Consider the following 13755-nt stretch of genomic DNA (forward strand, 5'->3'; position numbering starts at 1 on the left):
TTTATATCTTTGACAGAAACCGCGATATTTTTTCGCGCATTCGTCTAAGGATTTACCCAAAGCGAGAAAAGCGGGATGCCATTGGGTGAGTCCGTCGGTGGTAAGTTGGTCGTATGTTCCATAATTAGAGAAGTCATAGAAAAAACCCTGTTTGATTCCTGCTGCTTTGGGATTACCGTGAATGTAGCGGAGGGTGCAGAGGGCGCGTTTTTGGTCGGATTTGGGGAAACTGGTACTGTAATATCGCTTTTCCCAAAAATGTCCGGTGCGGTTAAGCATTCGGTTCAGGCACATGGCAGTATACCAGTTTAACCAGTGCATGATTTTGGGAAGGTCGGTGGGGGTGGCGGGTTCGATGAGGTAGTGGACGTGGTTAGATAGGATGCAGAGGGCGTAGAGACGAAAGTTATATTTTTCGATGGCTTTTTTGAGGGCGAAGAGGATGATGTGACGACATTCTCGGCGGTGGAGTTTGAATTCGCGGTTGTTACAGCGGACGGTGATGTGGTAGGTGTGGTGGGGGTGGAGTTGGCGGGGTGGACGCATAGGGGGGTGTCAGGTTAGGGGTGGGGGTGGAAAAACCCCAAGCGGTTGAAAAAATAATATTGTTAAATATTTCTTCCTCATCAAGACAAGCATAACAAAAAAAATTTATCCTGTCAAGAGCCTCTTTCCCCTATTTTGCGTATTCATCTTCCCCAGAGCAGCACTGTAGGTTGGGTTGAGGGATAGCGAAACCCAACAAATGTTGGGTTTCCTACCGTCAACCCAACCTACGAAAACTGGTTTAAAGCTTGCTGCGTGTAAAATTCGGATCTCAGACACTCCACCGATACCAACTATCTTGACCCGAAGCACAATTAGTAGGGTGCGTCAGACGCTCAAACCCTAATGGTGTCGTGAGGATTTATGGTCTGACGCACCCTACAACTTGACTTTGGATGGGAGGGACAAGAATTTATCAGGACTTACGCAACTGGCGTTAATACTAATTATTGGGTGGATACGCCGATCCCTTGCGGAAAGTGTTGCTGTCTAAGTCAGTTTCAATCAAATCTAGCAAGCGAGGTGACGCGGCGAAGTATGGCACATTATTACCTTCAATTATACATCTTTGCAGCTTCACAGGTTCGCTTTCTTTGACATTGAAGAAAAAGTCGTAGTCAACGTCGATCAGATTATTGCGGAATCCGCATTGTAAAAATTCTACCTGACCAGAATTGAATATCCTGACTAATTCGTATTCTTTGTTATTATTAAACTGGCATTCTTTAAAAGTAATATTTTGACAAGCAAACAAACTGAGGATGTGATATGTGCATTCCTTAATCACCGTATTACCACAGATAAAACCATTAACATTTTCAGCTTTTATCCCTAAAACACCGCTGCCGAAAAGGATGCAACTATTGACTTGAATATTTTGGGAATCCATGAAAGTAAAGACACCGCCTCTGCAAAATCCTTTCTCCGGGCCATGTCCGGCTTCGATATTTTTAATCGTAATATTTTGAGATTCTCGAAATTTCAAAACATCGCCATAACGGGGTCGAGTGAGTAGGAGAGGCGGTTTAATACCCAAACCGATGATTTGCAGATTTTGTACTCCTGAAATAATCAGTTCATTGCCATCGAAGGCTCTCTCAAAATAGGCGTATCTGCTACTAGCAGCAGGGTCGAGGTCGGATAGAGAATATGTTCCGGGTTTGAGTTTGATAGTACGATTGGGACCGATCGCAGCCACAAATTCTTCAACCGTACTTACTACAGTTTCTTCCATCTGTGCAATAATCGATTCCGATGCGACAAAGGCAAGAAGACCGAAGATAAAAGAGCGCCTGTTTGTGGGTGTGAAAAATTCCATTGCATATCCTCACCTAGTTAATTACTTTTAGCAATCAAATTTGAGTATATTCGGTATTGCCCAGTCTAGTAACTGAAGAAGTGCTATTATAAAATAATCCAATATTCGACTTTTCAATTGATATGAGCGACTTACCACAAAAGCGACAAGCACGACGGGGTAGAATATTCCCAGAATACACCGTACCGCCTGAAGAAATAGCTCGACGCAGAGCAGAAAGAACAGAATTAGGACTGCGCTGTCGAGCAGTATTTGAACGAATTCGCCCGGAATTGATGGAAAAGTATTACAATTGGTTGATTGCCATAGAACCAAACACTGGCGAGTATGTACTTGACCGCAAATTAGAAGGTCTCATCCAAAAAATTAAGGAACGGTATGGCGACGCGGATATTAAGATGACTGCTTTTCGCCTTAATGAAGAAGGATATTGTGGAAGGATATGATAGCAGGCAGGTTTGGGGAAGATGGGGAGTTGTTGTTTGAAATTGAATTGATTGCTAATAACGGAGAACGCTTCCCAGTTGAAGCGCTACTGGACACAGGTTTTACCACAGGTTTTCTGGCGATTAATTTTCAAGAGCTAGAGGCGCTAGGCTGGGCTTTAATTACCCCACAAATCGAGATGGAGACAGCACGAGGAAATGAGTTCTTCGACATCTATGAAGGAAGAGTAATTTTGGACGGACAAGAATTTATTATTCCCGTTCACGTTGGAGATGAACTTTTTGACATTTTAATTGGTTCGCAATGGCTAGAAATGATGGAGTTAGCCGTAAATAAACCGAGGGGAATTTTGACATTAAAAATGGTAGCAAGTGAGTGAAAGATAATTAGCTCTAAAACAGAGCGATCGCCTTAACTCACTCGCTCACAAACTGGCAGACCAATTAAGAAGATTCACCACTGCGATCGTGCGGGTGAATTTCGCTCACAATTTCATAGCAACCAGTAATTGGTGGTTTAGCAAATAAATGGTTCATCTCATGCAAAATAGCTTGATTTACCTCATTTTCATTAGCTTGCATATCTGACTGACTCTCCCAAAGAATAATCGCTATTCCTTTATCAGTTCCCGGTTCTTGCAATAAATAAGAACCCTTGAAACCTTGCGCGTAGGTCGATACAGCCTTTTCATAGAGTTGTTCCGCCTCAGAAAACTTACCCGGTTTGAACTCACCAATAGCGACGTAGGCACATTTATATTTCAAAAAATCCTGAAACTCTGACATTCTACACTCCTGAAATGATATCGTGTCCGGTTGCATCAGTTGCGTAAGGGGCGGGCGAAGCATTCGGATATAAAATCTAGGGTTTAGAGTGAACGATTATCGCCCGAATACTTCCCCCCTACCTCCAAATATATATAACCGAAGCTACCGGAGATAATATAATATACTCCAAACGCATACCCAGATAGGGTACAGCGCTGACCGCTCAAATAATAGTAACCGTTATTAAGGATTTGGCGTGTTAAAAAACTATATAAATGGTGAATGGTGTACATCCAGCGCCACAAACTACCTGGATGTGATTAACCCCGCCACGGCTGAGGTGCTGGGTACTGTACCATTATCGCCTGCAACGGAAGTATCCAGCGCAGCAATAGCAGCAGCAGATGCCTTTACCAGTTGGCGACGAATTCCGCCAACAGAAAGGGTGCAATACTTGTTCAAACTCAAAAACCTCCTCGAAGAACATTTTGATGAGCTGGCGCGTACCATTACCCTGGAATGCGGCAAAACTTTAGCTGAATCAAAAGGTGAAATGCGGCGTGCGATCGAAAATGTAGAAGTCGCCTGCGGAATCCCCATCTTAATGCAAGGAGACTACCTGGAAGATGTGGCGCGTGGCATTGATGAATTCACCATCCGTCAACCAATCGGAGTAACTGCTATTATTGCACCTTTCAACTTTCCTGGCATGATACCTTTTTGGTTTATGCCTTATGCTTTAGCTTGCGGCAATACCACCATTATCAAACCTTCCGAAAAAGTGCCCCTGACAATGCAAAAAATATTTAATTTATTAGCACAAACCGGATTGCCAAAAGGAGTAATTAATTTAGTCAACGGTGCCAAAGAAGTCGTAGATGCCATTTTAGATCATCCCATAATTCGTGCCATTAGCTTTGTCGGTTCCACACCAATAGCGAAATACGTTTACAGTCGCGCCGCCGCCAACGGCAAACGCGCTCAATGTCAGGGAGGCGCGAAGAATCCTATTATTGTACTGCCAGATGCCGATTTAGAAACTACCATAAAGATTGCCGCAGATAGTGCTTTTGGTTGTGCCGGACAACGCTGTCTCGCCGCTTCTTTGGCAGTCACAGTGGGAGAAGCACGGGAAACATTTACAGAAGCTATTTCTGAAGTAGCCCAAACGCGAATAGTCGGCTACGGTTTGGATGAAAAAGTGCAGATGGGGCCAGTAATTACCCGCGCCAGTCAAACGCGAATCGAAGGATTAATTCAAAAAGGAATTGATGAAGGTGCAACAATGTTAGTAGATGGCCGCAATCCTAAAATTACCAATTACGAACAAGGTAATTTTATTAAACCAACCATCTTGCAAAATGTCAATCCCCAAAGCGAAATTGCCCGCACGGAAATTTTCGGCCCCGTATTGGGATTGATTCATTTAGATACAATTGATGATGCTATTGCTTTGGTAAATAGCAGCGAATGGGGAAATATGGCTTGTTTGTTCACCACCAGCGGTGCAGCAGCGCGAAAATTCCGTTACGAAGCCGATGCCGGTAATATCGGAATTAATATAGGAGTAGCAGCGCCAATGGCATTCTTTCCCTTCAGCGGTTGGAAAGCAAGTTTCTTTGGAGATTTGCACGGACAAGGGCGTCATGCGGTGGAATTCTTCACACAAACTAAAGTAGTTGTAGAGCGATGGCCAAAAGATTGGACGCGGCAATTTTAGTCATTAGTCATTTTGTTCGATCGAGCAGCGCCGAAGTGAAAGAACTAAGGTTATCGATCGCAGACAAGGGTTTGTGTTAAAATAACAAAAACTAAAATATTACTACAAACAAATGGCAAAAGCGTTTGCGGTTACGGAAGCTATTAAAAGCCTTGCTGAAGCTGAATCAAGGTTGAACTTGCGTCGAAGTGAGGATGAGACTTTTTTTACAGAATGGCAAACTGAATTACCGCCCGTAAACGATTCCGAACAGACTGCTTTGGATACTCTGCGACGCAGATTGCTATATCATAGAGCGGATGGAGAATTGCTAGAAGGGGCAGTAACGTTGCTTGTGGCATCGCCTTTATTAGAACTGGCGGGTTTTTACGATCCACCGTTTAAGATGAAGGCGGAAGCTGCGATCGAGATCGCGATCGATGATGGAGAAGAAAAGCTGCGCGGACGAATTGATGTTTTGATTTTGCAAAATCAGCTTTGGGTAATGGTTTTGGAGTCCAAGAAAACTACGATTTCGACGCGATCGGCATTACCTCAAGCATTAGCATATATGATGGCAAATCCAGATCTGGATAAACCGCGATTTGGCGTGTTGACGAATGGCGATGATGTGTTGTTTGTGAAACTTTTGGCGCAACCAATGCCTCAATACGCATTATCGCGGGCATTTTCGATTTATACTATAGCAAGCGAATTGCGATCGGCATTTCAAATTCTCAAGCATTTCGCTCAAGGCATTACGCACTCAGAAAGTTAACCGTTATTCTGAGAAATTTATATGGTTATGTGCATTGCGATCGTTCCAGAAAATGCCAATAAAATAGGATAGCATAAATTTTATCACAATAAATAAGTTATAATTCTTTTATATACTGCCTCAGTACAGGTGACAAACTGTATAAGTTTGCTTGTTGTTCTACCAAGCAGCGCCGCGATAGAGATTGCAGCGCATTTAGTAAATCTGATGGTGGAATTCTGCCATTTTCTAGCAATTTTCCCAGATTGACCGCTCCGTTTTCCTTCGCTAACAAAGAGATAACTTGTTTTTCTATTTCGGATAGGCGATCGCACTGCTCTTCTAAAACATCTTTCAAATCTTCCGGTAACAATATGGTATCATCTAGTAATAACTCTGTCACGCCTCCTCCCAACTCTTTAATCAGAGTCGCCACGCTTTTTAACCATAACGGATTGCCTTGGTAGCGCTGAATCAGTGCTGAGCAGTTATCGATTTCTCCTAACCCTTTATCTCTGAGAATTTCCCATCCAGCAGCGGTGTCTAAACCAGTGAGTTGTAAGCTACGAATGAAAGTATTTTGGCTTTCTTTCTGAGGAATTTCTCTCGGTTCTTCCCAACCGATTAGCAGAAAGCAACTTTGATGGTATAATGTTTCTATCTGTTTGAATAAAGTGCGATATTCTTCGTATCCATCTTTATACTTCCCTGCCAATTCGCCGCTAATGAAGAGGTTGTGAATATCATCTAATACGACTAAGCAGCGATATTTTTGTAAATATTTAATTAGAGGTAAAGGTTTTTGGTTAGTTACAGGTGACTCAAGATTTTCTGACTGCGAGAAAAACTGGATTAGTTTATGTTGCAATTCGTCTAGAGTGTAGGATTCGTCCAGACTGCACCAAATTACATATTCAAACTCATCTTTAATCTGTTGTACGAGTTGCGCTGCTAATGCGGTTTTGCCGATTCCGCTGATACCCGTGAGTGCGATTAGGCGACAGCGTTGTTGTAAAATCCAGGTAGTGAGGGTGGCGAGTTCGGGAGTGCGATCGTAAAAAGCACCCAAATCCGGCATTTCGCTTAAATCTTGATGTGATGTTTTAGTTTGTTTTGTGTTAGCTGTTTCCTGATTAGGTGGATTTGAGTTTGGTATATCTGGCCGGTCTTTACTTTCTCCACAAACGTTAAAATTACCATTAACGTTTTGTGTTACTTTTGCAAAGTTTAAAACATTATAGTTCTGTAACCTTTGCATTGCGGATCTAAAATTAGATTTAGTGATATCTTCACCTAATTCTTCTGAAAGTATTTGCCATAGCTTTGAACCAACATCCCTGACATAACTTTCGTTACAATGAATCTCTTCGGCAATTTTGGTGTATTTCTCACCTTGCATAGTTCCTAGCAGAATCGCCTCTTGCAAGTCATCAAGATGCTGACCCGTCTTGGCAAACACGATATCGTCAGCCATTTTTAACACTTCCTTAAGATTCATGCTGGCTCGTAGATGTCGCTGTTTTCCGTATTATACTCAACATTTTCCAACGTTTTCTGGCATTTTCCAACATTTTTCAAGCAGCGAGTTTGTGTGGCAGACAAAATTGCCAACAAAATTGAGCAATTTTGAATGGGCAAAGCTTTTATTTCCAGGGAAAATGGGAGTTAGACCGAGGCGTTGCTAAATCGAAGTATGAAGCCCCATGCCCAGACGCTTTCATTTTGCGTCTCTACAACGGTTTGGACATAAGGCAAAACTCTTTTCATTCCTGAAATCAGCAACACTTAGACCGAAAATTGACCAGGTTTGTAAAGTTTTAGCTGGGATGCAATTATGAAAATACTCATGAGATTTTTAATTTCTATCGGTGTCGTAGCTACGGTTTTTAGTTCAATTGAAGTAGCATATTCACAAGTATCTGGATTACGAGGAAAGTTTGATGGCAAACAAACTCAAGAAGCTCGGATTCGAGAGGTAGGCTCACTTGCTGTTGCAGTAGAAATCTATGATGGTAGAACATGGCAACAATGGTATGCAACACGTCGGGGAGATACGAACTTCTCACGCATAATTAGTTGTACTGTTGGTGACTTCAATGCCGATCAAAAGTCGGATATTGCTTGTCTGTATGACTATGGAAACTTTGATGTTGGAATGTGGGTATTGACCTCGGACGGGAAAAACTTTAACTCCAGCATCTGGTGGAGAAGCGGTAAGGGCAACTTAAACCCAAATTCTGTTGTTGGCAAGATTGAGTCCATCGATAATAATAATGACGGTCTGTCTGATCTGAAGATGCCCTACCTTTATCCCAATGGTATCCGTCAGGATATTGTTTTTTATTCTGATGGCAATAAATTTTACCGCTAGAGCGAAGATATCGGTATACACTAACCAAAGCAGAAAGCAGTGCGATCGCTCTTCCTTTTACTTTAGGTTAACGCAAGGAAAACCAACCTCTTTTTACACTCACAATCTTATCCATTTTTACGATGACAATGCGAGGATTGAACAGAGAGCGATCGGACTACCAAAAAAAGAGCGATCGCCTATTTCTACCTATCTAAAAACATCAAAGGGATAATCCTACGCATCGCTTACGCGATCGCTCTTACTTAAAAAAATAAATAAACGGTTTTCTGGATAGCAAAGCTGACTAATAAAGTTCTCCGCTTTATCGCCTAAGCTCTATTAATCAATTATAATTATTAAGCAGATAAAGGCGGCAGCGTAAAATTTGTAAACAATCTCACATCAAATTTACTACCTGTCAAAGAATTTACTAATCGTTCATCCAATGTTAGCAACGGTACTGTAACTTGTTCTGACAATGCTACATAACATCCATCATAAGCTGTAATGCCATAGTCTAAACCAATTTCAACAGCTTTATTCATTAAATCCTGCTATCCATTAATCCAAAATCGCTTGGGTTAACTCTGGGGCGACTACGAATCCTTTGTAGGATTGCTGACATTGGTTGGCTCTCTTGCACCTGAGTTATCACTACCTTTTCGGACTCGAATGATTGCTTCAATAGATGAATTACTGCCTCATTGAGAGTCACATTTTTGTCAGAGGCAAGACATTGAATACGACTGTACAATTCATCGGGCAGATTTTCAATCTGAAGTGTAGCCATTGCTATTTTATAATCAGTTTATTTATTATATCACACTTTAAATTAACCGTCTACTAAAAGAGCGATATGCCTACAGCACGCTACGCGATCGCACCCCTACCCAAAAAAAGTGCGATCGCCTTTTTCCTGGCTCGCTCGTCTATGCGATCGCCCACAACACGCACTCGCGATTCAATTATGTAAAACTGAGGATTGAAATCTCACTAATTGGCTGCCCAAAGAAGGGATAAATCGCTGTATAGCTTGAAGATTGAATCGGCACTCACAAGCGTCATCCCCTCAATTTGAGCTTGGGCAATCAACATTCGATCGAAAGGATCTTTATGATGCAATGGTAACGCAGCGGCTCGCAAGGCATGAGGTGCAGTAATTTCCAGATATCGCATATCTAACATCATCATCCGCGTCGAAATATAACTGTCTATTGGCTCTGGCAATGGCAACTTTCCGATCGCAACTTTGATGCCCATTTCCCAAACACTAGCAACAGAAAACCACAATTCGTTGGTTTCATCGGCAATGCGTGCAATTGTCGCCTCATTCAATCTTTCTGGTTGGGCAAACCACCACAACCAGCACTGCGTATCCAGCAAAAGTTTCACTCTTCATCTCCCTCGAATGCTGCCAAAATCTCTTTTGGCAAAGGATCGTTGAAGTCCTCTGGCACGATAAATCTCCCTCGGTCTTCCCCTAAACTAGCTCGTCGATTGGATAAAGTCCGAAACGGAACCAATTTTGCGATCGGGATACCTTGGTTTGAAATAATGATTTCTTCTCCAAGTTCCACACGGGACAATAGTCGTGAGAGATTCGTTTGAGCTTGATGGATATTTACAGTTTCCATTGGTCGAGCAACTGAGTCTATAAACTAAGTTTAGTTTGATTCTGATGGTTGTGCAAGAGCGCATTTCATGCCTTTGTTGACCGTTTTACCTCTGAAGCGTCCACCGAGACTTTTGACATCCCAAAATCAAATTCTGAGGTTGAGGAAGTTGAGATATTGATTAGACAAAAATTAGAAAAACTAAAGACGAAATAAGGCTATGCGACGATCGAACAACTGTGCAAAACGGAAACTATTATCCTGCGAAGTCCAAACACGAGCGGGTGCGTCACTTTCCAGCGTAACGCACCCTACTTATCTGTAATTTTGGGCATTCCTTTCTAAGGATATTGGTTTAGCCTAAGTAATTACTCACAAAAAATATATTATTTTTCCGATCTTCTTTTAAGCGCCGCGAGTAACTGCGGTTTTACTTCTCTCACCCATATTTCAAAGTTAAAAGTGTCATTATTGTCACCAACTCGTGTCTGAACAGACTTTTTGACTTCCGTTTTCATTTCTATTTTCTCCATTTGCTCTCTAACTCTATCTATAAGGTAGCTTCCGTTAATTTTAAATGGCTTGTCATATATCTTAAGGTGTAATAACTATATTTTATGCAAAATTTGCAACAAAATAATGCGATATATGGATATTACAAGGTTTAGTTTATGATTTAGTTAATCTTTAATAAAAAATTAGTTCGTGTTAGATCGGCTCTGTGTTCCCAATCACTAAAAAAATTAACGATCCGGTACTAAATAAAGCTAAAGCTTAGTAGTTTGCGTCTGATAACGATAATTAACTCAATTGCTACATTTTAGCCCTAAATCGCACTTAAATATCAAAATTATGGATATTTGCCGATGTCGATCGCATTTATTTGCACTCATCTGTACCGACTCATTTTAAATCTACATTTGTCAACCACCAAAACCTAAAAAAATATAAAAATTTTGCTCATCACTTCCAAATCAAACACTCGTATTTCCCCCCTTCCCTTGTAGGGAGGGGGGTTAGCGGGTAGGTTCCCCCACTTGCCACTTTTGCTTGTGTAGTATATTGTAGTATACATAAAACCGCAAACCACTTGACCGAGTTTGCGGTACGGCGAGGAGGTGGGCCAATGGATGCAATCAATCAAACAGTCGGCGGAATACTTCAACACCTGCGATCGCATAACGAACCCTTTGTCCTCCACAAAGGCAAACAGCCGCAATGGAACGACGAAGCTTTGCACAGCAGCGCATACCAAAACAATGCAGAACTTTACGCACTCATGGGAGTAGCCAAAGGAGTACTTCCGCAAGGACGCGATCGCATCTTATTCCAGGTGCTGCGAACCTCTCGCATCGGAATGACTCCAGAAATACGTCACACACTCGATCGCATCACCAACTTGCTATTGAGCGTACTGCACCCAGACAAAGTGCTAACAGTATTTTTAGCTCTGCGGCGAGTGCGAGCCAATCACAAACACACAGCCAAAGCCATCCTCAACTACATATTGAATCATCCCGATCTTGAGGATATGGCCAACTGTCGGCGACGCACATTAGAGGATTGCTTGTCACACGCAATGGGGAAAAACGTAGCCAGAGCTTGTGCCAAAATGCTCAGCAATCCTGCTGTTGCAGACCAACAGTATTTGCGCCGCCATTTGCTCAGATTTGCTCGCGATCCAGAAAAAGTAAAAACAATTTTTCCTGTATTGTACAAACAAGGTACGCGACAAACTGGCAGCGGTCAATACAAACTCGCCCATACCCAATTCCTAGAAAAATTCGATCGACAAGAAGAACGACCCAAAACTATTACTCCTACCAATCGCGGTGACATTTCCGCTACCTTGATTCACCTGTACCGAGGTGGCATATCTGCCGAATTGCAACAAGCTTTAGAGCGTTACGTAGAAGACGCCGCCAAAAAGCTACCGCGATTTCATGGCAAATTAGCGCTCGTACTCGATGCTTCTGCTTCCACAAAAGGGTATGGCGATCGCGAATATTGCGGCATTTCCCAATCAGTCGCATTCCAGCTAGTGCTAGAGAAATGCTGCCCAAATTTGCAAATTTTTGCCGTGGGAAATTCCGGACAAATCCCCATACCAAAAGGCAACACCGACATCGCGCTTGCCTTACTGGACGCCTTAGAAACTCAACCGGATTTAGTGGCGATCGTTTCTGACGGTTACGAAAATATTTACCCAGGCGATTTAGCCAGACTTGTCGCCACATTACCTCAACTTGGTATTCACACACCTGTGGTTTTCTGCCACAGCAAATTTACTGGCAGCGACGACCTAACCTTACGGCGACCCGCGACTAATTTACCCCAATTGGAATTCTGGCATCAAGACGATTTTGAAGACTTATTGATATCCATCTTATCAATGACGAATCAAAATCAGAGCGAAATTGGATTGCGAGAGTTTCTGCTCAAAAAATTGGATTTAGTCATTAGTCATTAGTCAGTTGTCAGTTGTCAGTTGTCAATTGTAGGTTGGGTTGAGCGATAGCGAAACCCAACAAATCCCGACGATCGAGTTGGGTTTCCTTACCTCAACCCAACCGACTACTACAATATTCAAGCGGAGCCAATCTAAAATCCAAAATCCAAAATCCAAAATCGGGAGACCAACTCCCCATTCTCCATTGCTAATTACCATGCTTTGCCAAGAATTAATTCTCAGCACATTTGACTTTTCCCCATATCAATTGGGGATACCGCAGCAATCCGGATTGATGACCGTCGTGCCAATCTTCGGCGGGCATAATAAAAGCAAATATACAGGCCCTCTGACTGGTTTAAAACTCAATCGAGTTACCGGATACGGTAGTGTAGAATTAGCAAATCCTGCCGATAGCGGTATAGCTATTGTACCTCTGCATATCGGTTATATCCAAGACGGAGCGCAAAATCACGCCTTGTGTCGATCGGCTTTTATAGCTGGCGGTCAAAAGCTGATGTTTGAAGATGCTTGCTGCGTCCAACAATCTCAAGGCGGCTATTTGGAAGGTCGCGAACAGTGGTTTTTCATCTTACCAGTGCAACTGCGTTTAGAAGCGCTGCAACTGCGAGGTCAGAAGAGTTACAGCAAACTTTGGAATGCCATCAGCCGCCTGAATCAACAGTTTAACCTGCCCAACAGAGGCCATTTGGAGCAGATTATCACCCGCCAGCGAGCATTTTTGACTCAATATCAAAGTCGATTTGAATTGTTAGAAAATCAAACAGGAGCGCTGTTTTTCCTGGGCGATAAATTAGCTGGGATAGAAATTGCACCAACTGCGGCTTATTTCCAAGAAATGTGGATGCCTTTGGTTTGTTTCTGCTACGGTACGGCGGCGATGTATTTCGAGCAAAAAGCTGGTAATTTGACAGAACAACAACCTGTTCCTTTTGCTGCTAGCAATCTGCGCGAACTGCGCTTCCAGTTACAGCAAAGCCGTCAAAAATTGCAAGAGCAAGTGCTATCTCAATTAGCCGCAACACCCGCAGAAAAATTCAACCTTCAGGAAGAAGAAAGATTCTGCGAATTGCGTTTGCAAACTGCGATCGGCAATAATTTTGCAGGTCAGTTCGTCGAAGATGGCGGACAACTGGTGTACGCTTCCCTGTTTGCCAAACCAGAATATATTTTGTCGAAAAACTTGACACCTTTGGCAGCAGCGTAGTACACTATATTACAGTAGGAACTGAGTTAGATAAGGCGTTGCTAACCCCCTGATGCCAAATTTGGGAAGTTGCGTTGAAAACAACATTGCACGCCTTTATGCTAACCGCCCGTCCTACTAATTCTTCTTCAGCTTGAGAAGCGATCGCTCTATTTTTCTCTCCCTTCTTCCCTCCCAACTTATCTACTTGCCGAGGTCAAAAAGGATTGCAGTGCTTGCCGCCTGTCCTGCCTTCCTGCTGGGAACTGTGCAAAGACTTCAATTTTACCGGAAAATCGGGGTGTTGTAAGGGGGGAGATTGAAAGCCTGCTCCTTATAGGGAAGGGAAAATGAAAATCTCCCCTCTTACAACAACAACCCTCAAGGGTAGCGAATCAATATTTTCATCTGTGTTATCATAAGTTTATCGTAAAGGTCAACGATAAACCATGCTCGTATACGAAATGAAGCTAGAAGGAATAAACGACCAGTACAGGAAGCTAGATGAAGCTATCCGCACTGCTCGTTTTATTCGCAATAGCATCATCAGAGCATGGATGGATGGCTTTATCAAAAGTCGCAATGATGCTTATGCTTAT

Annotated in this window: 18 protein-coding genes and 1 pseudogene; 9 read left to right on the forward strand and 10 right to left on the reverse strand. The window is 42.6% G+C overall.

Translation table 11 applies throughout. The features are described from left to right. Together ACE1CD_RS36650 and ACE1CD_RS36655 are read right to left on the reverse strand one after the other, a co-directional pair. Positions 1-546, reverse strand: a 546-nt coding sequence (locus ACE1CD_RS36650; RefSeq protein WP_374827880.1) for a transposase, incomplete at its 3' end; no start/stop codon positions are given. A gap of 442 nt (positions 547-988) precedes the next feature. Beyond that, positions 989-1864: a right-handed parallel beta-helix repeat-containing protein gene (locus ACE1CD_RS36655; RefSeq protein WP_374827881.1), complete on the reverse strand. Its 876-nt coding sequence runs from the start codon at positions 1862-1864 to the stop codon at positions 989-991. Positions 1865-1986: 122 nt separating this feature from the next. On the opposite strand from ACE1CD_RS36655, the gene ACE1CD_RS36660 reads away from it, so the two are divergent. Continuing rightward, the gene (locus tag ACE1CD_RS36660; RefSeq protein WP_190462244.1) at positions 1987-2310 is read left to right on the forward strand and encodes a hypothetical protein; all 324 of its coding nucleotides are present in this window, start codon (positions 1987-1989) and stop codon (positions 2308-2310) included. Continuing rightward, a complete protein-coding gene (locus ACE1CD_RS36665) occupies positions 2307-2690 on the forward strand; it encodes an aspartyl protease (protein WP_374827882.1) in 384 nt (127 codons plus the stop codon). Before ACE1CD_RS36660 ends, ACE1CD_RS36665 begins: the two co-directional genes overlap by 4 nt. A 64-nt stretch (positions 2691-2754) precedes the next feature. On the opposite strand, the gene ACE1CD_RS36670 is transcribed toward ACE1CD_RS36665, so the two are convergent. Next, positions 2755-3096 carry an antibiotic biosynthesis monooxygenase gene (locus ACE1CD_RS36670; RefSeq protein WP_374827883.1) on the reverse strand — a complete coding sequence of 114 codons (342 nt, stop codon included), beginning with the start codon at positions 3094-3096 and terminating at the stop codon, positions 2755-2757. Between the two features lie 238 nt (positions 3097-3334). Between ACE1CD_RS36670 and ACE1CD_RS36675 the strand changes: the two genes are divergently transcribed. Both ACE1CD_RS36675 and ACE1CD_RS36680 read left to right on the forward strand, forming a co-directional pair. Then, positions 3335-4798, forward strand: a complete 1464-nt coding sequence (locus ACE1CD_RS36675; RefSeq protein WP_374827884.1) for a CoA-acylating methylmalonate-semialdehyde dehydrogenase — start codon at positions 3335-3337, stop codon at positions 4796-4798. 112 nt (positions 4799-4910) lie between these two features. Next, complete coding sequence (locus tag ACE1CD_RS36680; protein WP_374827885.1) at positions 4911-5555, forward strand: type I restriction endonuclease; 645 nt, start codon at positions 4911-4913, stop codon at positions 5553-5555. 97 nt (positions 5556-5652) lie between these two features. Here the strand turns inward: ACE1CD_RS36680 and ACE1CD_RS36685 are convergent, their stop codons facing one another. Continuing rightward, positions 5653-7032 (reverse strand): NB-ARC domain-containing protein, encoded by a 1380-nt coding sequence (locus tag ACE1CD_RS36685; RefSeq protein ID WP_374827886.1) that lies wholly within the window; start codon positions 7030-7032, stop codon positions 5653-5655. Positions 7033-7368: 336 nt separating this feature from the next. Here ACE1CD_RS36685 and ACE1CD_RS36690 point away from each other — a divergent pair, with 336 nt between their 5' ends. Next, a complete protein-coding gene (locus tag ACE1CD_RS36690; protein ID WP_374827887.1) occupies positions 7369-7905 on the forward strand; it encodes a hypothetical protein in 537 nt (178 codons plus the stop codon). Between the two features lie 338 nt (positions 7906-8243). Here ACE1CD_RS36690 and ACE1CD_RS36695 read toward each other — a convergent pair whose 3' ends face one another. The 4 genes from ACE1CD_RS36695 to ACE1CD_RS36710 all read right to left on the reverse strand — a co-directional run bounded on the left by ACE1CD_RS36695 (position 8244) and on the right by ACE1CD_RS36710 (position 9521). Beyond that, positions 8244-8432, reverse strand: coding sequence for a type II toxin-antitoxin system VapC family toxin (locus ACE1CD_RS36695; protein WP_374789298.1), 189 nt, complete (start codon positions 8430-8432; stop codon positions 8244-8246). Then, on the reverse strand, positions 8432-8677 hold the full coding sequence (locus ACE1CD_RS36700) for a hypothetical protein (protein ID WP_374789297.1): 246 nt from the start codon (positions 8675-8677) through the stop codon (positions 8432-8434). Before ACE1CD_RS36700 ends, ACE1CD_RS36695 begins: the two co-directional genes overlap by 1 nt. Before the next feature lie 203 nt (positions 8678-8880). After that, a complete protein-coding gene (locus tag ACE1CD_RS36705) occupies positions 8881-9279 on the reverse strand; it encodes a type II toxin-antitoxin system VapC family toxin (RefSeq protein WP_374789296.1) in 399 nt (132 codons plus the stop codon). After that, positions 9276-9521 (reverse strand): type II toxin-antitoxin system Phd/YefM family antitoxin, encoded by a 246-nt coding sequence (locus ACE1CD_RS36710; RefSeq protein WP_374789295.1) that lies wholly within the window; start codon positions 9519-9521, stop codon positions 9276-9278. The genes ACE1CD_RS36705 and ACE1CD_RS36710 overlap by 4 nt, the downstream gene beginning before the upstream one ends. A 48-nt stretch (positions 9522-9569) precedes the next feature. Here ACE1CD_RS36710 and ACE1CD_RS36715 point away from each other — a divergent pair, with 48 nt between their 5' ends. Beyond that, a complete protein-coding gene (locus ACE1CD_RS36715) occupies positions 9570-9716 on the forward strand; it encodes a hypothetical protein (RefSeq protein ID WP_374789294.1) in 147 nt (48 codons plus the stop codon). 170 nt (positions 9717-9886) lie between these two features. Here the strand turns inward: ACE1CD_RS36715 and ACE1CD_RS36720 are convergent, their stop codons facing one another. Then, positions 9887-10018, reverse strand: a complete 132-nt coding sequence (locus tag ACE1CD_RS36720; protein WP_374789293.1) for a hypothetical protein — start codon at positions 10016-10018, stop codon at positions 9887-9889. A 608-nt stretch (positions 10019-10626) separates the two neighbouring features. Here ACE1CD_RS36720 and ACE1CD_RS36725 point away from each other — a divergent pair. Together ACE1CD_RS36725 and ACE1CD_RS36730 are read left to right on the forward strand one after the other, a co-directional pair. After that, positions 10627-11970 carry a VWA domain-containing protein gene (locus ACE1CD_RS36725; RefSeq protein ID WP_374827888.1) on the forward strand — a complete coding sequence of 448 codons (1344 nt, stop codon included), beginning with the start codon at positions 10627-10629 and terminating at the stop codon, positions 11968-11970. Between the two features lie 37 nt (positions 11971-12007). Beyond that, positions 12008-13177 (forward strand): ARPP-1 family domain-containing protein, encoded by a 1170-nt coding sequence (locus ACE1CD_RS36730; RefSeq protein WP_374827889.1) that lies wholly within the window; start codon positions 12008-12010, stop codon positions 13175-13177. Between the two features lie 4 nt (positions 13178-13181). Here the strand turns inward: ACE1CD_RS36730 and ACE1CD_RS36735 are convergent, their stop codons facing one another. Continuing rightward, on the reverse strand, positions 13182-13355 hold the full coding sequence (locus tag ACE1CD_RS36735) for a hypothetical protein (RefSeq protein ID WP_374789290.1): 174 nt from the start codon (positions 13353-13355) through the stop codon (positions 13182-13184). 250 nt (positions 13356-13605) lie between these two features. Here ACE1CD_RS36735 and ACE1CD_RS36740 point away from each other — a divergent pair. Then, a pseudogene (locus tag ACE1CD_RS36740) lies at positions 13606-13755 on the forward strand (RNA-guided endonuclease TnpB family protein); the annotation flags it as partial.

It is taken from the genome of Aerosakkonema sp. BLCC-F183 (assembly GCF_041929145.1).
GTDB lineage: Bacteria > Cyanobacteriota > Cyanobacteriia > Cyanobacteriales > Aerosakkonemataceae > Aerosakkonema.